This is a genomic window from Humibacillus sp. DSM 29435, from assembly GCF_001758225.1.
Taxonomy (GTDB): Bacteria; Actinomycetota; Actinomycetes; order Actinomycetales; family Dermatophilaceae; genus DSM-29435.
This window is the reverse complement of record NZ_MAST01000005.1, coordinates 106,030-124,496: the sequence shown is the minus strand read 5'-3', so window position 1 is coordinate 124,496 and position 18,467 is coordinate 106,030. Positions and strand designations below refer to the sequence as shown.

Below are 18,467 nucleotides of genomic sequence, written 5' to 3'. Positions count from 1 at the left end.
GCGGCCGCCACCCTGCCGATCCGACGGCAGATCAGACGGCCGGCCACGATCTGACTGCGGATCAGTCTGCGTCTGGTGTCGTCGGAGCAGCAGCGATCGCAGACTGATTCGCCGCTTGATCGGCGGACCTGCTCCGTGCCGCGGTTTTCTGCCTCGCCTACGCAGGGTCCCCGTCAACGAGGGTGGTCGTGCGTTCGGGCCAGAAGCAGATCAGGTCACGGATGGGCTCCGCCTCACGCAGGGGCGCCCGGTAGACCCACGCGATGTCATCGCCGCCGCCCGCCGCGAGCGAGAGATACGACGCGTGCCCCTTGTAGGCGCAGGTGGTTCGGGTCTCGCTCTCGACCAGCAGGTTCGTGCTGACGTCGTGCGCCGGCAGGTACCAGCGCGTCGGCAGCCCGGTCTCGAACAGGGCGACCGGCCGGTTCGAGTCGGCCAGCACCACGCCCTCGACCGTGACCGTCACGTGTCGGTTGCTGTGCAGGATGTCGAGGCGTGAGTAGGGGTCGTGCGGGTGCCCGATGACCGACTCGTCCTCCTCGAGCCAGTCGAACTTCCGGAAGGGCAGGACGAGGTAGTCGCCCAGCTCGGGATCATCGACCGGGGTCGCTGACCGAGGAACGTCACCCGAGAAGGAGCCTGCGGGCACGGCGTACTCGGGCACGACCCGTCCGGGCAGCCACACCAGCACGGCCTCGGTCGTCGTGCAGACCAGATGGCCGTGTCGGCTCGCCCTGATGCGCTTGCTCGTGGGCGTGAACCGCAGCTCGTCCCGCTGGGTCACGCCTTGGGCCGAAAGGTCGATAGCCATGCCACCAGCATCCTTCGACCCGGGCCGAGACGGCAAGGGGACGCGGCTGGCTGGGCGGGCCCCGTCGGTCTCGACCTGGCTACCGGCGCGCGGTCAGGTGCACTGCGCGGCTGGCCCACTGGCACACGTTGTCGTACCCCAGCGAGAGATAGAGGTGCCGAGCGGCGCCATTGGTGGAGTAGAGCGCCAGGGTGCACACCTCGTGCTCGAGAACCGCTCGCCGGGTGAGGGCGCCCACGATCTCGCGTCCGAGCCCACGGCCTCGAAGGGACCTGTCGACCGCGACCGACACCAGGTGGGGCGCTCCCGCGGGGGTGCGACCGGACGCCGCGACCGCAGCCAGCGCCCCCGACGAGGTCTCGATCGCGAACCACTGCTCACCCGCACCCGGAGCCGCGTCGGCGGTGGGGGAGTGCTCGGCGAGAAACGCCGCCACCTCGACGCGGCGGGCCACGTCGTCAAGGGGCACCACGGCATCCGACCGGCCCCCACCCGCCGACTCGGGGGGAGGCTCCTGCGTGACGAGCCACTCCCAGTCGCCCCCCGAGCCCACCCGCCACTGCTGCCGCAGCTGCGGTTCGAGGTGTTGGGGAAGGGTCACCGAGACCGTTCCGCGACGGCCGCTGACCGTTCGCTCGTGCCGCTCCAGCACGGGGAGGTGCTCGATGAGCGCGCCCACCCCAGCGTCGTCGCCGAGCAGCACGTACGAGGCGCCGTGCCGGGCGCTCTCTCGCCGGAAGGCGACCGCGCCCGGCGCCTGCCACCACGTGTCGGCCCGGTTGGGGGAAAGCTCGAAGCGCACGAACGGATGCCGCTGGGTGGCCTCGAGCAGCGCGTCGTACCCGTGGTTCTCGACCGGTGGGTGGCCGGCCACGGCCTGGCCCGCGTGGTTCCCGTGGCCCACTGGCGGCGTCATCCCTCGGTGATGCCGAACCGGTCGTGAAGGCGGCGCAGCGGAGCCGGCGCCCACCAGTTCCACTTGCCGAGCAGCGTCATGGTGGCCGGCACGAGCAGCATCCGCACCAGGGTCGAGTCGACGATCACGGCGGCCACCAGCGCAAGGCCCATCTCTTTGATGATGAGGATGTCGCCGGCGATGAACCCGCCGAACACGATGACGATAAGCAGGGCTGCGGACGTGATGATGCGGCCGGTGCGCTGCAGCCCGAGCGAGACGGCCCGGTCGTTGTCGTGGCCGGCTCGGTAGAACTCGGTGATGCGCGAGAGCAGGAACACCTCGTAGTCCATCGAGAGGCCGAACCCGAACGCGAGCACCAGGAAGGGCACCATCGACTCGACGGCGCCGACCGACGAGAAGTTGAGCAGGCCTTCGAGGTGGGGGGTCTCGAAGATCCAGACCGTGACTCCCAGGGCAGCGCCCAGGGAGATGACGTTGAGAATCAGGGCCTTGATCGGCACGATGACCGAGCCGGTCATGAGGAAGAGCAGCACGAAGGTTCCGAGCACCACGAGCCCCACGGCGTAGGGAGCCCCCCTCGTCATCGAGTCGAGGAAGTCGATCTGCCCGGCCGCCTGGCCGGTGGTCAGGGTGGTGAAGCCGGGCCGGGTGTCGTCTCGAATGTGGTGCACCAGGGCCTGCGCCTGCTCGGAGTTGGGATCACCCGCGACCATGATGCTGACCAGCTGGTGGTCGGCACCGAGGGGCCGTACGGCCACGTCGGTGACGCCCGGCCGGCTCTCGAGGGTCTGGGCCCACGTGGTGACCGCGGCGGTGTCGGCGCTCTGGGCGACGACGGACACCTCGGGCGCGGCGAGGGCCGGGTAGTCGGCCGCGAGGCTCTCGAAGAACACCCGCTGGGGCGCCCCCTTCGGCAGCAGCTCGGTGCCCGACGAGGTGAGCTTCATGCCGAAGGCCGGCAGCGCGAGGGTGACCAGTACGGCGACGGAGCCGAGGATTACCCACACCGGGCGTCGCTGCACCCCGTGGGCGAGCCGGGAGAAGAACCCGGTGTCAGACTCCTGCACGCTTCCCTTGCGCGAGAGCCGCTTCGCACCGAGCACGGCGAGTGCAGGCACCAACGTCACCGAGACGACCATGGCGACGAGCACCACGCTGACCCCGGCGAGGCCGATCGCCTTCATGATGTCGGCCTCGAACACGAGCAGCCCGGAGAGGGCGATGGCGACGGTGAGCCCGCTGAAAAGCACGGTGCGTCCGGCTCGGTCGACGGTGCGCTCGGCCGCGCCGATGACCTCCTCGGGGGTCGCCCGGCCGCGGCGCTCGCGCCGGGAGAGCTCTTCGCGGAACCGGCTCACGATGAGCAGCCCGTAGTCGATGGAGAGGCCCAGGCCGAGCAGCGTCACGATGTTGACGACCGTGGCGTCGAGGTCGAGCGCGTGCGAGAAGCCGAACAACGACAGCAGCGCCCCGCCGATCGAGACCACGGCGCCGATGATGGGCATCCCGGCGGCAAGGAAGCCCCCGAACACGAACAGCATCACCAGGAAGGTGAGGGGCAGGGCGATGCCCTCCCCGCGCAGCAGGTCACGTTCGATCGTGCTCGTGATCGCCTTCAGCACGGGCCCGAAGCCCCCCACGGTGCCCTTGGCGTCCATCGCCGTCGCGACATCGAGCAGGGCGGTGTCGACCGCTGCCTCCGCGGTGTCCTTGGCGGCCTTGTCGAGCCCGGCGTCGAAGTCGACCACGGTGACGAACTTGCCTGCGGCCGTGCTTCCCCCGCTGAGCAGGCTGGCCACCGAAGGGTCGGTGACCCCGTTGGGCGCGAGCAAAGGCGACCGGACGTCGTTGACGCCGGGAATGTCCCTGACCTTTGCCGTCGCGCCGGCCCCGGCTGTCACGACGGCCGGGTCGGTGAGGTCGGCGCCGGTGACCTGAAGCGTCAGCGTCGTCAGCGACGGCTCCACAGAGCTGATGACGTCTTGCGCCTTCTGCGCCTCGCCGTTGACGCCTGGCGCACCGGACTGCAGCCGGTTGAACAGCGACTCTCCGGTGACGCCGCCGACCGCGACCGCGAAACACACGACCGCCGCGACCGCCCAGGCGATGACGAACCGCCACGGGTGGTGCCCGATGACGCCCCCGAGGCGGGTCAGCCACGACCGCCGTGGCGACCGGCGGGTGGGGTCGGGCTCGGGAGGCGACGCGGCACCCAGGTCGGGTTCGCGGGTGTGGTCGGGCCCGGCATCCGGCTCGCTCCGTGGTCTTCCGGTTGGGCTGCCGGTTGGTCGACCGGGTGGGCCGCTGACGAGAACGGTGGGCGACCCGGGGGTCGACGTAACGCCGGCACTGCTGTCGGCAGAGGGGGAGGGCACCCGACTAGCCTTCCACAGTGACCTCTGACGATCTCTTCGGCGCCGCCGCCGCAGACGGAGCCGCTGACCGGCCCGCCTCGTCCGGCGCCGCCCCGCTCGCCGTGCGGATGCGCCCACGAACCCTCGAGGAGGTGCGTGGGCAGGCCGCGGTGCTGCGCCCGGGGAGCCCGCTCCGGCGCCTCATCGAAGGCGCTCGGGGCGCCGCTGGGCCGTTGTCGGCGATCATCTGGGGCCCGCCGGGCACCGGCAAGACCACCTTGGCGCACCTCGTCGCCACCGCGGCCGACCGCACCTTCGTCGAGCTCTCTGCCGTGACGGCCGGCGTCAAGGACGTGCGCGGCGTCATGGAGTCCGCAGTGCGTGGCCGCGAGCTGTACGGCCGCCAGACCGTGCTCTTCCTCGACGAGATCCACCGCTTCACCAAGGCCCAGCAGGACGCCCTGCTGCCGGGAGTCGAGAACCGCACGGTCATCCTCGTCGCCGCGACGACCGAGAACCCGTCGTTCAGCATCATCGCCCCGTTGATGTCGCGCTCGGTGCTGGTCACCCTGCAGTCACTTTCGGATGCCGAGCTCGTGGAGGTCATCGACGCCGCCCTGACCGACGAGCGGGGGCTCGACGGAGCCCACACTCTCGCTCCGGATGCCCGGGACCACCTCGTACGCATCTCCGGCGGCGACGCGCGCCGTGCGCTCACCTCGCTCGAGGCGGCGGCGGGCGTGGCGCTGGATGCCGTGGCGGCCGGCACCGTGAGTGACGACCCGGTGCCGATCACCCTCGCCCAGGTCGAGCAGGCCGTCGCCCAGGCCGCCGTGCGCTACGACCGAGCCGGCGACCAGCACTACGACGTGGCGAGCGCGCTCATCAAGTCGATGCGTGGCAGTGACGTCGATGCCGCCCTGCACTACCTCGCCCGCATGCTCGAGGCCGGTGAGGATCCCCGGTTCATCGCGCGACGCATCGTGATCGCCGCGAGCGAGGACGTCGGCATGGCCGACCCGACCGCCCTGCAGACCGCCGTGGCAGCGATGCACGCCGTGGCTCAGATCGGCATGCCCGAGGCGCGAATCATCCTCGCCCAAGCGGTCGTGCACAACGCCCTGGCCCCGAAGTCGAATGCGGCGTACGCGGGGATCAACGCCGCGATCGCCGATGTTCGCGCCGGACGCGGCGCCGCCGTGCCACCGCACCTGCGCGGTAGTGGCTACGCCGGGGCCGAGCGGCTCGGCCACGGCGCCGGCTACGTCTACTCCCACGACGAGCCGGAGGGGGTCGCCCGCCAGCAGTACCTGCCCGACGACCTCGAGGGCGCTACTTACTACACCCCCACCGACCGCGGTTTCGAGGAGCGGCTTCGGGCCCGGTCGCAGTGGCTGGCGGGGCGGCTGGGGCGCCGGCCACGAGATGAGACCTGACTGGGCGCCCGATGCACGAAGCCTGCGATTGTTTCGATCGTGTTGCGCTCTGACGGACGATGTTGGGCATTCCCGGTCTCTCGGTAACGATTTGTCATCCAAGGGCGTCTCGGTGCTTGGACACGGCCACTTCCTGTGACAGTGTGACGACGTCCCAGCGGGTGGTGCACGGATAGCGGTTCCTGCCCGTCTCGGACCGGTCGGACGACCAGTGCAGGTCGACCCGGAGATGACACCCCCAGGATGGAGACGATGCGTTGAACGCCATGCCAGGCTCATCAACGGACATGCTGGCCGACGAGATCGAGGACGAGCAGCTCGAGTCTGAAGCGCAGCGGGCCAAAGACGCCAAGAACGCGGACTCCCGTACGGGCCGTTCTCCTGGGCGGGTGGCCTACGACCGCCTCAAGAAGGACAAGGTGGCTGTCATCTGCCTCGTCATCATCGTGTTCTTCATCCTGCTCGCGGTCTTCGCCCCTCTCGTCGTGAACCTCCAGTCGGTCGACCCCACCACCGGGGTCAGGGCCGACGTCGGCACCGTGCACACCGAGCTGATCGACTTCAACGGTCTGCCCACGGTCGGGATGAGCTCGGCTCACTGGCTCGGCGTCGAGCCCCGTCTGGGCCGTGACCTGTTCGCCCGGTTCGCCTTCGGCGCCCGGCCCTCCCTGATCATCGGGTTCTCGGCCGCTGCGGCCTCGACGATCATCGGCGTCAGCCTCGGACTGATCGGCGGCTACCTCGGCGGCTGGGTCGACAAGACGATCACCTGGCTGATCGACTTCTTCCTCAGCCTCCCGTTGCTGCTCGTCGTGTTGGCCGTCGTGCCGATCGTGCAGCTGCGCATCGCCGGTGGCGGCCGTCTCACCGCCGAGCAGACCTCGACCATCCGCTTCTGGGTGCTCATCACGATCCTGGTGATCTTCGGCTGGATGGGTCTGGCCCGGCTGGTCCGCGGCGAGGTCAAGAGCCTGCGGGAGCGCGAGTTCGTTCAGGCGGCTCGGGCCATCGGGGTGCCGACCCGCCAGATCCTCTTCAAGGAGATCCTGCCCAACCTCGTCGGGCCGATCATCGTCTCCGCGTCCATCGCCGTGCCGACGTACATCAGCTTCGAGGCCACCCTCAGCTATCTCGGCGCCGGGCTCGTCGAGCCCACCGCGTCATGGGGGCGCACCATCGCCGACGCCCAGAACTACTTCGAGATCTACCCGCTCTGGCTCTGGCCTTCGGTCATCGGCCTGTCCGTCCTCGTGCTCGCGCTCACCCTGCTGGGTGACTCCATCCGCGACGCGTTCGACCCCACCAGCCGCCGTTGACCCGATCGGTCGCGGCCCATCAAGAAGTTCTCGGCACATCGTCGAGGCACGCACACAAGGGAGCAACAACAATGCGCTGGACCAAAGTCCTGACCGTCGGGGCAGTGGCCTCGCTCGGCCTCGTCACCGCCTGCGGTGCCCCGAAGTCCGACAGCACCGCTCCGGGTGGCCCGCAGAACAGTGCTGGTCCCCAGCAGCCTGCGTCGGCGGCTCTCGATCCCACCGCCAAGGGCCCGGCTCCTGAGGTCCCCGGGGCGAAGAAGGGTGGCATCCTCACGGTCGCCTACGCCTCGACGCCGGCCAACCTCGACCCGAGCGACCAGTTCTACCAAGACACCGCGGTCATCTTCTCGCTCACCAACCGCGCCCTGACGACCTTCACCCTGCGTGACGGCAAGGCGGTGCTGGTGCCCGACCTCGCCACCGACCTGGGTCAGCGGTCCGAGGACGGCCTGACGTGGACCTTCAAGATCAAGCCCGGCATCAAGTACGAAGACGGCACCGTGGTCAGCGCCAAGGACATCGCGTTCGCCGCCAAGCGCTCGTTCGACAAGGACCTGGCCGCCAACGGCCCCAGCTACCAGCGCGAGTTCTTCAAGGGCGGAGCCGACTACCTCGGCCCGTACAACGGAGACAAGAACTGGAAGGGCGTCGAGGCGCCCGACGACTCGACGGTGATCTTCCACCTCGAGAAGAAGTTCGAGACGCTGCCCTACTTCGTCTCCTTCAACCAGTTCACCCCCATTCCCGAGGCCAAGGACAAGAAGGCCGACTACCAGCTGCACGTGCTGGCCACCGGGCCGTACATGTTCGACAAGTACACGCCCGGCACCGAGCTGTACCTCAAGCGCAACCCGAACTGGGACCCGTCCACCGACCCGGCTCGCAACAACTACCCCGACGGCTTCCACTTCAAGTGGGGGGTTGACACGGTCAAGACCCAGCAGGCCGTGCTGGCCAGCACCGGCGACGACGCCACCACCCTCAACTGGGACCCGATCGACTCCTCGCTCGCCCCCCAGATCGAGGGCCCGAAGAAGGACCAGTTCGTCGAGGGCCCGTCGTCCTGCGTGATCCTGGTGAACATGGACCTCACGAAGATCAAGGACATCAACGTTCGCAAGGCGATCGCGAAGGCGTGGCCGTTCGACTCGATCCACAAGGCGGGTGGCGAGACCAGTCACGCGTTCACGCCGGCGAGCACGATGATCCCGCCGCAGATCCCGGGCCAGCTCAACTTCGTCGTTGACGGCATGAACGGCAAGGGTGACGGCGACCCCGTCGCCGCCAAGAAGATGCTGGCCGACGCCGGCTACGGCCCCGACAAGCCCTTCGAGCTCATCTACTACTACACGAACGACGACGCGACCGCCCAGAAGGTCAACCAGGTGCGGAAGCAGAAGCTGCAGGCTGCCGGTTTCAAGGTCACCGACATCGGAGTTCCGAACAAGGAGCGCCGCACGATCATCGGCAAGCCGAACGGCAAGTACAACATGCTGCAGAGCCCGCGCGGCTGGTGCTTCGACTGGCCGTCGGCCGACTCCATCATCCCGCCCACCGTCGGCTCGATCGCGGCTTCGCAGGGCGGTACGACCTTCGGCAACTTCTCCGACGCGAAGATCGACTCCGAGATCAAGCGCATCCAGCAGCTCTCCATCGAGGAGCAAGGCCCGGAGTGGGGCAAGATGGACAAGTTCTTGATGGAGACCTACCTGTTGGCCATCCCGGACTACTACGACAAGGGCAACTCGGTCTTCGGTACCAAGGTCAAGAACGTCGAGAACAACCCCAACAAGGGCATCACCGAGCTGAACTCGATCTGGCTCGACCAGTGACGAGCGCTTTCACCGCAGGCATGTGATCGGACCTGCTTGACCGCTCGATCGGTGGGGTCCGGACCTGTTCCGGGCCCCACCGTCGGCACAAACCGTTGAGGAAGGTATCTCGTGCTCACGTTCATCCTGCGCCGAGTGGGGTTAGCGATCAGCGTCATTCTTGCGACGCTGGTGGCCACCTTCGTGGTGTTCTTCGCCGGGCCATCAGATCCCGCGCAGTCGCTCTGCCCCGAGAACCGGTGCAACGCCGAACGGCTTCAGGCCATTCGCGTCAACCTCGGACTCGACCGTCCGCTGACGGTGCAGTTCGTCGAGTATTTCAAGGGCCTGTTCGTCGGTCGGGACTTCGAGTTCGCCGGCGCGACGAACCATTGCGGCGCGCCGTGTCTCGGCTTCTCCTACCACACCGGTCGTTCGGTGAACGACGAGCTGTTCAGCCGTTTTCCGAACACTGTGGTGCTGGCCCTGATGGCCGCCGTCATCTTCCTCATCGTCGGGGTCACCATCGGAATCGTCGCGGCCGTCAGGCGGGGGACCGCCACCGACCGCATCCTGATCGGTGGCTCGCAGGTCTTCGGAGCCATCCCGTACTACATCCTGGCGTTGCTCTTCGCGCTCTACATGGTGACCTTCTGGAGGGTGCTGCCTCAATACAGCTCGTTCTCCGAAGGGCCAGGGGTCTATTTCGCAGGCATGATCGCACCGGCCTTCATCCTCGGCCTCGTCACGTCGACGTCGTACACCCGCTACACCCGCAACTCGATGATCGAGACGCTGTCGATGGACTATGTGCGAACGGCGCGCTCCAAGGGCATCTCCGAGCGTCGGGTGCTGGTCAACCACGGCCTCCGGGCGGCCATGGGGCCGATCGTCACCATTCTCGGTCTCGACATCGCGGCCCTGCTCACCGGAACTCTGATCACCGAGAAGATCTTCGAGGTCGACGGCATCGGCAGGCGGGCGCTCCAGGCTCTCTTCGACGACGACCTCCCAGTCATCATGGGCACCGTGCTGATGGCCGCAGTCATCGTGGTGCTGGCCAACCTGATCGTCGACATCGGCTACTCCTTCATCGACCCGAGAGTGAGGCTCGCGTGACCGCCACGGCAGAGCAGTTCACCACCACGATGGGCGAGGCGAGCCAGGCCGGTGACGTCGTGCTCGACGTAGACGACCTGTCGATCGCCTTCCCGACCGAGGAGGGCCTGGTTCGGGCCGTCTCGAACCTGACCTACCAGGCCAGACTCGGGCGCACCCTCGCGATCGTGGGCGAGTCGGGCTCGGGCAAGTCGGTGTCGAGCATGGCCGTGCTCGGGCTGCACAACCCCAAGCGCACCCAGATCACCGGCAGCATCAAGCTCGACGGGCAGGAGCTGGTCGGGGCCTCCCAGGCCACTTTCCAGAAGCTGCGCAGCACCACGGCCGCCATGGTCTTCCAAGACCCCCAGAGCTCGCTGCACCCCTTTCACAAGGTGGGTCGACAGATCGCCGAGGCCTACCGGGCCCACCACAGCGTGAGCAAGGCGGTTGCCCAGAAGCGGGCCGTCGAGATGCTCGACCTGGTCGGCATCCCCACCCCCGCACGACGCGCTCTGCAGTTCCCGCACGAGTTCTCTGGTGGAATGCGCCAGCGCGCCATGATCGCCCTCGGCCTGGTCAACGACCCCAAGCTGCTCATTGCCGACGAGCCGACCACGGCGCTCGATGTGACGGTGCAGGCGCAGATCCTCGACCTCATCAACGACATGCAGAAGGAGTTCGGCTCGGCCGTCATCCTCATCACCCACGACCTCGCCGTGGTGGCCGAGACCGCCGACGACATCCTCGTGATGTACGCGGGCCGCGGCGTCGAGAAGGGCGATGCCAAAGAGGTGCTGTCACAGCCCTCGCACCCCTACACCCACGGGTTGCTGCAGTCGATCCCGTCGGCCTCCGATGATGCCACCGCTGAGCTCAAGGCGATCCGCGGTGCCCCGCCCAGCCTGCTGAACCTGCCGAGCGGGTGTTCCTTCCACCCCCGGTGTGACTTCCAGAAGCTGGTCGGCGCGGCCTGCATCGACACTCTCCCGGAATGGCGCCCGACGCCGGGCCTGACCGGCCGTGAGCTTCGGTGCCACCTCGAGGACCCGGTGGCCACGCTGCAGAACGACGAGGGGGCGAAATGAGCGACCAGCCGTTGTTGAAGGTCACCGACCTGGTGCGGCACTTCCCGTTCAAGGAAGTTCAAGGCCTTCGCATGATGAAGGCGACCGTTCAGGCCGTTGACGGTCTGAGCTTCTCGCTGGGGCACGGCCAGACGCTGGGACTGGTCGGTGAGTCGGGGTGCGGCAAGTCGACCACGGCCCGCCTCCTCACGCGGCTCGACGAACCCACCTCGGGCAAGATCGAGTTCCAGGGCCGCGACATCACGCACCTGAAGGAGTCAGAGCTTCGGGGCATCCGCCGCGACGTGCAGATGATCTTCCAGGACCCCTACAGCTCGCTCAACCCCAGGCACACGGTCGGGTCGATCCTGACCACCCCCTTGAAGGTGCACGGCCTGCACCAGGGCAAGGAGAAGGCCCGGGTTCAGGAGCTGCTCGAGCTGGTGGGGCTCAACCCTGAGCACATCAACCGCTACCCATCGGAGTTCTCCGGCGGTCAACGCCAGCGCATCGGCATCGCCCGCGCTCTGGCGGTCGAACCGAAGCTGATCATCGCCGACGAGCCGGTGTCGGCGCTCGACGTGTCCATCCAGGCCCAGGTGATGAACCTGCTCGGGCGGTTGCGCAACGAGCTCGACCTGGCGTTCATCTTCGTGGCCCACGACCTGGGGGTCGTTCGTCACTTCTGTGACCAGGTCGCCGTCATGTATCTCGGCAAGATCGTGGAGTATGGCGACAAGCGCCAGATCTACGACCTTCCCGAACACCCCTACACGCAGGCGCTGCTCTCGGCAGCCCCCGACATCGCGGTCGCGCGGGGAGCGCAGCGGGCTGAGCGGATCCGTCTGGTGGGTGACGTGCCGAGCCCCATCAGCCCGCCGAGCGGATGCCGTTTCCGCACCCGCTGCTGGAAGGCGCAGGACATCTGCGCCGAGCAGGAGCCGCCGCTCGTTCCTTCGACCGCGACCGACGCCGGTCGCGGCGGGCGTGAGAAGGGGCTGCACCTGCAGGCGTGCCACTTCCCTGAGGTCAAGCCCGCATTGGTGCCCGAGATCGTCTCCGCCTGACCTCGCGGTTCCGTTCGCCCCGGGCCCACGGCGCATCGCCTGCCCGGCAACACACCGAGAACCGGTCAGCTCCCGCCAGGTAGGTCACGCGGGGTTGACCGGTTCTCGGTGTGTTGCGTTGTCGAGGCTTCGCCCACCTCCTTCTGGCGCGCGAGAGGTCCTCCGAGCTCACAGGATTCGGGTCGGGACCCGGCTGGACGGGGTGGCTCGGCGGCTTCCGTTACGCTGAGGACCGGTCGCGCGAGGGTCGCGCGCTGGTTCTGTCGAGCACGAGGTCGAGGTGGTGGACGTGGTGACGGTGAGGTCTGGCTCGCTGACGCCGGCGACCGGGCGGCGTATTGCCCGAGCTCTGCGGGGGTCAGCCGCGCCAGCATGAGGCGCCCGACTGTCCCCGCCCGCTCACCCTGCCGACCGATGCAGACCACCACCGACCCGAGGGATTGTCATGGAAACCGCTGAGATCAGACGACGTTGGCTCACCTTCTTCGAGGCCCGTGGGCACACGGTGGTGCCCAGCGCGCCACTGCCGTTCAACGACCCGAACCTGCTCTTCGTCGCCGCCGGCATGGTTCCCTTCGCCAAGTACTTCGCGGGGCAGGAGACGCCCCCGTGGAAGCGCGCCACCTCGGTTCAGAAGTGCGTACGCACCCCCGATCTCGAAGAGGTCGGCAAGACGAGCCGCCACGGCACCTTCTTCCAGATGAACGGCAACTTCAGCTTCGGTGACTACTTCAAGCACGAGGCCATCCAGTTCGCCTGGCAGCTGCTGACCACCCCTCAGCCCGAGGGCGGCTACGGGCTCGACCCCGACAAGCTCTGGGCCACCGTCTACGACGACGACGACGAGGCGGCTTCCCTCTGGCTCGAGCTGACCGACATCCCCCGCGAGCGCGTCGTGCGGCGCGGCAAGGCCGACAACTACTGGCACATGGGCATTCCCGGCCCCGGAGGCCCGTGCAGCGAGATCTTCATCGACCGCGGTTCCGAGTACGGTCGCGACGGTGGTCCGGCCGTCGACGAAGACCGCTTCATGGAGATCTGGAACCTGGTCTTCATGCAGTACCAGCTGAGCGCGGTGCGTTCCAAGGTCGACTTCGACGTGGCCGGGCCGCTGCCCGCGCAGAACGTCGACACCGGCATGGGGCTCGAGCGGGTGGCCAGCGTGCTGCAGGGCGTCGACAACCTCTACGAGATCGACGAGGTCTTCCCGGTGCTCGACGCCGCCGCCGAGATGGCGGGCAAGCACTACGGAGCCGTGCCCAGCCACGTCGCGGCGCAGAGCCACCCCGACGACGTGCGCCTGCGGGTCGTGGCCGACCACGTGCGCACCTCCCTGATGCTCATCGGAGACGGCGTCACCCCCGGCAACGAGGGGCGGGGCTACGTGCTGCGTCGGATGCTGCGCCGGGCCGTGCGCGCGATGCGGCTGCTCGGGGTCGACGAGCCGACGCTGCCTCACCTGCTTCCGGTGAGCATGGAACGGATGAGCCAGAGCTACCCGCAGCTGCGCACCGACTTCGGCCGGATCAGCCAGGTCGCCTACGCCGAGGAGGAGGCGTTCCGGCGCACCCTGGCCAGCGGCACCACCCGCCTCGACACCGCGGTCGCCGGCGTCAAGAGCTCAGGCGGGTCGCGGTTGTCGGGTGACGAGGCCTTCGCTCTGCACGACACCTACGGCTTCCCGATCGACCTGACCCTGGAGATGGCTGCCGAGCAGGGGGTACAGGTCGACGAGCCGGGCTTCCGCACCCTGATGAGCGAGCAACGAGCGCGGGCCAAGGCCGATGCCCGGGCCAAGCGGCACGCACACGACGACACGCTCGTCTACCGGGCCGTGGCCGACCGGATCGGTCACGAGGTGGAGTTCACCGGCTACGACCAGGTGACGACCGAGGCCACGGTTCGCGGTTTGATCCGTGACGGTGAGGCGGTCGACCGTGCTGCGGCCGGCGAGGAGGTCGAGGTCGTGCTCGACCGCACGCCGCTCTACGCGGAGTCAGGTGGGCAGCAGCCCGACCACGGCCGCATCCGCCTCGCGAACGGCACGCTGCTGGAGGTGAGCAACGTGCAGCGCCCGATCACCGGCCTCGTGGTGCACCACGCCACAGTGCTCGAAGGTGAGGTCGCGGTGGGCGAGACCGCTGAGGCGGAGGTCGACGTGGTGCGGCGCCGCTCGATCTCGCGTGCGCACACGGCCACGCACATGGTGCACCAGGCCCTGCGTGACGAGCTGGGCCCCACCGCCACCCAGGCCGGTTCCGAGAACTCACCCGGACGTCTACGGTTCGACTTCAAGGCGTTGCAGGCGGTCTCTTCCGCCGCCATGGGCGAGGTCGAGGCGCGCATCAACGCCGTGCTGCTCGACGACCTTCCCGTCACGGCCGACGTCATGGGCATCGACGACGCCCGCAAGCTGGGCGCGATGGCACTGTTCGGTGAGAAGTACGGCGACCGGGTTCGGGTCGTCTCGATCGGCGAGTGGTCGCGCGAGTTCTGCATCGGCACCCACACGCCACGCGTCGGCCAGATCGGTGTCGTCAAGCTGCTCGGTGAGAGCTCGATCGGTTCGGGCGTGCGTCGGGTCGAGGCGCTGGTCGGCACCGACGCCTACACCCACCTTGCTCGGGAGGCCGTGCTCGTGAACCAGCTGACCGCCACCCTCGGGGTGCCGCGTGACCAGCTGCCCGACCGGGTGGCCGGCCTCTTGGCGAGGCTGAAGGATGCCGAGAAGCAGATCGCGGCGGTCAAGGCGGCCCAGGTGCTCGGCGCCGCCTCCGGGCTCGTTTCGAGCGCTCGAGACCTGGGCGGGGTGACCTTCGTGAGCCACGACGCCGGCGAGAACGTCGGCGCCGACGACCTTCGTGCGCTCGTGCTCGACGTGCGGGGCCGGCTCGGCAACGACCGTCCGGTGCTGGTGTCGATGGCGTCGGTCTCAGGCGGAAGACCTCTCGTCATCGTCGCGACCAACGGGCGGGCTCGGGAGGCCGGCCTCAAGGCCGGCGCCTTCGTGCGGTCGGCGGCCAAGAAGCTCGGCGGCGGCGGGGGCGGAAAGGACGACATCGCGCAGGGTGGTGGCACCGATGCGTCTCAGGTGCCCGCTGCGTTGGGCGCTGTGGAGGATGAGCTGCGTTCGCGGACCGCATGAGTGACGCCGTCGGCGGCACCGATGCGTCCGTGCCCGCCGACGGGCCAGCAGACGAGCGGCCGGGCCTGCGCTCCGGCGTGCGGGTCGGCGTCGACGTGGGGAGCGTGCGTGTCGGCGTGGCGGCATCCGACCCGTCGGCGGTGCTGGCCCACCCGGTGCGCACCCTGGCTCGCGACCGGGAGGGTGGCTCCGACCTTGACGAGCTCGTGGCGCTGGTGGCCGGGCTCGAGGCCGTCGAGGTCGTGGTCGGACTGCCCCGGCTGATGTCGGGTGCGGAGGGTGAGGCGGCTCGGCTGGCCCGCGACTACGCAGTGCACCTCGCCAGGCGGATCCGTCCTGTTGAGGTGCGCCTGGTCGATGAACGCTTGACGACTGTGGCCGCACATCGCAGACTACGCGACAGCGGCGTGCCCGGCCGGGGGCAGCGGGCCGTCGTCGACCAAGCTGCTGCAGTGCTCATTCTGCAGTCCGCCCTGGACGCCGAGGTGTTCAGCGGGCGGGCAGTCGGCGAACTCGTCCCGGCCAGGGGCAGACCCCGGAAGAAGGAACGGCACCGATGACCGACCACCTGGAGTCATCAATCTTCGGGGAGCACGAAGACCACCCTGACGCACTCCCGGGCGGGCACCACGACGCCGGTACCGACCGGTCGCCGGCCGCTGCCGCCGAGACGGAGCGGGGCAGCCGTCGAGGTCGCCGCAGCTCCCGCCGCTCCGGGCGCGCAGCCGGTTCAGGTGGGCCACGACGTTCCAGACCGTCGCTCTGGCGGCGTCTGCTCGTCATCGTGCTGGCGCTGGCCGTCGTGGGCGGCGGCGTGACGGTGGCCGTCGTGGTGTTGCGGCCCGTGGTCGAGGGCTTCCTCGAGTCGAACGACTTTCCGGGGCCGGGCGAGGGTGAGGTGTCGGTCACCGTGGCCCCGGGCTCCGGCGGCTCAGCCATCGCTGACCTGCTCGTCGCGCGGGGTGTCGTCAAGACGAGCAAGGCTTTCAACGAGGCGGCGGCCGCCGACGAGAAGTCGAGCGGCATCCAGCCTGGGGTCTACAAGCTCAAAGAGGCGATGAAGGCGAGCGATGCTCTCGCTGTGCTCGTCGACCCCGCCAACCGGGTCATCACCCGCGTCGTGATCCCGGAGGGACTGTGGGCGACCGAGATCTACGCCAAGCTGTCCCAACAGACCGGTATCCCGGTCGCCAAGTACGTCGCTGCGGCCAAGGACGGCGCGGCGCTGGGACTGCCGTCGTCGGCGAAGGGCAACGTCGAGGGGTACCTCTTCCCCGCCAGCTACGAGTTCGAACCCGGCTCCAGCGCCCCTGACCAGCTGCAGCAGATGGTGGCCCAGTCGACCAAACGCCTCTCGGCCCTTGGGATCACCCCCGACAAGATGGAGCGCGTCGTCATCCTCGCGAGCCTGGTCGAAGGGGAGGCCCAGACGGCGGCCGACCGGGGAAAGGTGGCCCGCGTCGTCGAGAACCGGCTCGCGCGCGACACCCCCCTCGGTTTCGACTCCACCGTCAACTACATCTTCAAGAAGCGGGGGGTGCCGACGCAGGCCATGCTGAACAGCGCCAGCCCCTACAACACCCGAAAGGTCAAGGGCCTGCCACCCGGTCCGATCGCGAACCCCGGTGAGAACGCCATCAAGGCAGCGGCAGCCCCGCCCGCCGGTGACTGGTTCTGGTTCACCACCGTCAACCTGTGCACGGGCGAGACCAAGTTCGCGGTGAGCGACGCCGACAACGCCAAGAACGTGGCCCAGTTCAGAGCGTGGTATCAGGCCACCGACGGCAAGTGCTGACGCCCGCCGAGTCGTCTGACGCCGCGTCGTCCGGCGCCGTGCCCGGCGGCCCTGGGCCTCGCCGGTGCGCAGTCTGGGGCTCACCGATCGCGCACTCCCTCTCGCCCGTGCTGCACCGGGCCGCCTACCTCGCCCTGGGCCTGCCCGACTGGACGTACGAGCGGCGCGAGGTCGACGAGCGCGGCTTCGAGGCCGCCCTCGACGACCTCGACGATGTCTGGCGTGGCCTCTCGCTCACCAAGCCGCTCAAGGGGGTAGCCCTGCGCAGGGCGGTGGTGGTCAGCGACACCGCCCGCGAGACCGGTGGCGCCAACACGCTCGTGCGCCACGACGACGGCTGGCACGCCCACAACACCGACGTGCACGGCATCCGGGCTGCGCTGGCGGAGGTGCTGCCGGTGGGCGTCGATCTACGTAGGGCGCTCGTCGTCGGCTCCGGCGCGACCGCGCGCTCGGCGGTCGCCGCCCTGGCGGGCGCCGGGGTGCGCGAGGTGACCTTCATGGTGCGCGGTGCCGTTCGCCCCGAGACCACGACGCAGGCGGAGCGCACCGGGCTGACGGTCGATGTCGTGCCGTGGGGAACGTGGCCACGCTGCGACGTCGTGGTGAGCACGGTGCCGCCCTCGGCGATCGACGGTCTCGACACCTTTCCTGCGCCCGCCCGAGCCGGTTCCGGCGCCGTGCTCGACGTCGTCTACGGCTCAGGCGAGACCGCCCTCGAGCGGGTCGCCCTGAGCCGGGGCTGGCGCCGCGCCCGGGGCGTCGACATGCTGCTCCACCAGGCCACCGAGCAGGTGCGGCTCATGACGGGGCGCTCCGCGCCCGTCGAAGCCATGCGCGAGGCTCTCGACCGTGCGCGCGCCACCCCCGGTGACCGGATCGTGGGTCAGCGGCCCCCGCCGTCAGCGTGCAGCCAGGACTCGTCGACCACGTCGGGCCCGTGACCTGGGGCGCGGCGTCGGTCACGCCGTGGTGGTTCGTGCCCGTCGTGGCGCTCGCAGGAGCAGCGGTGGGGCTCATCCTGACGCCGCGGCTGGCCTCGGGCGGTTACCGGATCGACGACGAGGCCGGGCCGATGCCGTTCCCGACCTGGGTGGTGACGCCGGTGACGGCGGCGGCGTGGGGCGTGCTGGCCTGGCGGCTCGGCGGCCTCGGTGACTACACGGTGGCGCCGGCCCTGCTGACCTTCACCACGGCCGCGGTTGCCCTGGTGTGGATCGACGCCGACGTGCATCGGCTCCCCACCGGACTGGTACGGCCCACGACCGTACTCGTCGCAGTTCAGCTGGCGCTGTCGTCGGCGGTGACCGGGAACTGGTCAGCGTTGCTTCGAGCCGGAGTCTGCGCTTTCGCGCTGCTGCTCGTCTTCCTGCTCCTGGCGCTGCTCGCGGGCGCGATGGGCGGAGCGTTCGGCCTGGGCGACGTGCAGCTCGCTGCTCTGCTCGGCCTCACCACCGGCTACCTCTCCCCGTGGGCGCCGCTGGTCACGACGTACGCCGCCTTCCTGCTCGGGGGAGCGTGGGCCCTGGGGCGCCTGGTCCTGCGTCGGGCACATCGGCGTAGCGCCATCGCGTTCGGCCCCTGGATGCTGCTCGGCGGTTACCTCTCGCTGCTGGTCGAGGTGCGTCCCTTCCTCTGAACCTGG

At 69.2% G+C, this 18,467-nt stretch carries 14 protein-coding genes; 11 read left to right on the top strand and 3 right to left on the bottom strand.

All coding sequences use genetic code 11. From position 1 onward, the window contains the following. Positions 1-157: 157 nt before the first annotated feature. The 3 genes from BA895_RS05275 to BA895_RS05265 form a co-directional block, all read right to left on the bottom strand. Positions 158-811 carry a DUF427 domain-containing protein gene (locus tag BA895_RS05275; protein ID WP_070190840.1) on the bottom strand — a complete coding sequence of 218 codons (654 nt, stop codon included), beginning with the start codon at positions 809-811 and terminating at the stop codon, positions 158-160. A 79-nt stretch (positions 812-890) separates the two neighbouring features. Further along, positions 891-1,727 (bottom strand): GNAT family N-acetyltransferase, encoded by an 837-nt coding sequence (locus BA895_RS05270; RefSeq protein ID WP_139142515.1) that lies wholly within the window; start codon positions 1,725-1,727, stop codon positions 891-893. Further along, on the bottom strand, positions 1,724-4,105 hold the full coding sequence (locus BA895_RS05265) for an MMPL family transporter (protein WP_254666331.1): 2,382 nt from the start codon (positions 4,103-4,105) through the stop codon (positions 1,724-1,726). Before BA895_RS05265 ends, BA895_RS05270 begins: the two co-directional genes overlap by 4 nt. A gap of 17 nt (positions 4,106-4,122) precedes the next feature. Between BA895_RS05265 and BA895_RS05260 the strand changes: the two genes are divergently transcribed. From BA895_RS05260 to BA895_RS05210, 11 genes are all read left to right on the top strand, one after another. Next, a complete protein-coding gene (locus tag BA895_RS05260; protein ID WP_070190838.1) occupies positions 4,123-5,520 on the top strand; it encodes a replication-associated recombination protein A in 1,398 nt (465 codons plus the stop codon). Between the two features lie 287 nt (positions 5,521-5,807). Further along, positions 5,808-6,836 (top strand): ABC transporter permease, encoded by a 1,029-nt coding sequence (locus BA895_RS05255; protein WP_254666330.1) that lies wholly within the window; start codon positions 5,808-5,810, stop codon positions 6,834-6,836. Between the two features lie 71 nt (positions 6,837-6,907). Next, a complete protein-coding gene (locus BA895_RS05250; RefSeq protein ID WP_070190837.1) occupies positions 6,908-8,671 on the top strand; it encodes an ABC transporter substrate-binding protein in 1,764 nt (587 codons plus the stop codon). Positions 8,672-8,782: 111 nt separating this feature from the next. Next, a complete protein-coding gene (locus BA895_RS05245; protein WP_070190836.1) occupies positions 8,783-9,769 on the top strand; it encodes an ABC transporter permease in 987 nt (328 codons plus the stop codon). After that, complete coding sequence (locus BA895_RS05240) at positions 9,766-10,836, top strand: ABC transporter ATP-binding protein (RefSeq protein ID WP_254666329.1); 1,071 nt, start codon at positions 9,766-9,768, stop codon at positions 10,834-10,836. Before BA895_RS05245 ends, BA895_RS05240 begins: the two co-directional genes overlap by 4 nt. Continuing rightward, positions 10,833-11,882: an ABC transporter ATP-binding protein gene (locus BA895_RS05235; protein ID WP_070190835.1), complete on the top strand. Its 1,050-nt coding sequence runs from the start codon at positions 10,833-10,835 to the stop codon at positions 11,880-11,882. The genes BA895_RS05240 and BA895_RS05235 overlap by 4 nt, the downstream gene beginning before the upstream one ends. Positions 11,883-12,327: 445 nt before the next feature. Next, positions 12,328-15,027 carry an alanine--tRNA ligase gene (gene alaS, locus BA895_RS05230; RefSeq protein WP_070190834.1) on the top strand — a complete coding sequence of 900 codons (2,700 nt, stop codon included), beginning with the start codon at positions 12,328-12,330 and terminating at the stop codon, positions 15,025-15,027. Then, positions 15,024-15,587, top strand: a complete 564-nt coding sequence (gene ruvX / locus BA895_RS05225) for a Holliday junction resolvase RuvX (RefSeq protein ID WP_083282990.1) — start codon at positions 15,024-15,026, stop codon at positions 15,585-15,587. Before alaS ends, ruvX begins: the two co-directional genes overlap by 4 nt. Then, on the top strand, positions 15,584-16,822 hold the full coding sequence (gene mltG / locus BA895_RS05220; protein ID WP_070190833.1) for an endolytic transglycosylase MltG: 1,239 nt from the start codon (positions 15,584-15,586) through the stop codon (positions 16,820-16,822). The genes ruvX and mltG overlap by 4 nt, the downstream gene beginning before the upstream one ends. Further along, entirely contained in the window at positions 16,816-17,766 is a 951-nt protein-coding gene (locus BA895_RS05215) for a shikimate dehydrogenase (protein ID WP_070190832.1), read from the top strand. Before mltG ends, BA895_RS05215 begins: the two co-directional genes overlap by 7 nt. After that, positions 17,763-18,461 carry a prepilin peptidase gene (locus BA895_RS05210; protein ID WP_070190867.1) on the top strand — a complete coding sequence of 233 codons (699 nt, stop codon included), beginning with the start codon at positions 17,763-17,765 and terminating at the stop codon, positions 18,459-18,461. The genes BA895_RS05215 and BA895_RS05210 overlap by 4 nt, the downstream gene beginning before the upstream one ends. The last annotated feature ends 6 nt before the right edge of the window (positions 18,462-18,467 follow it).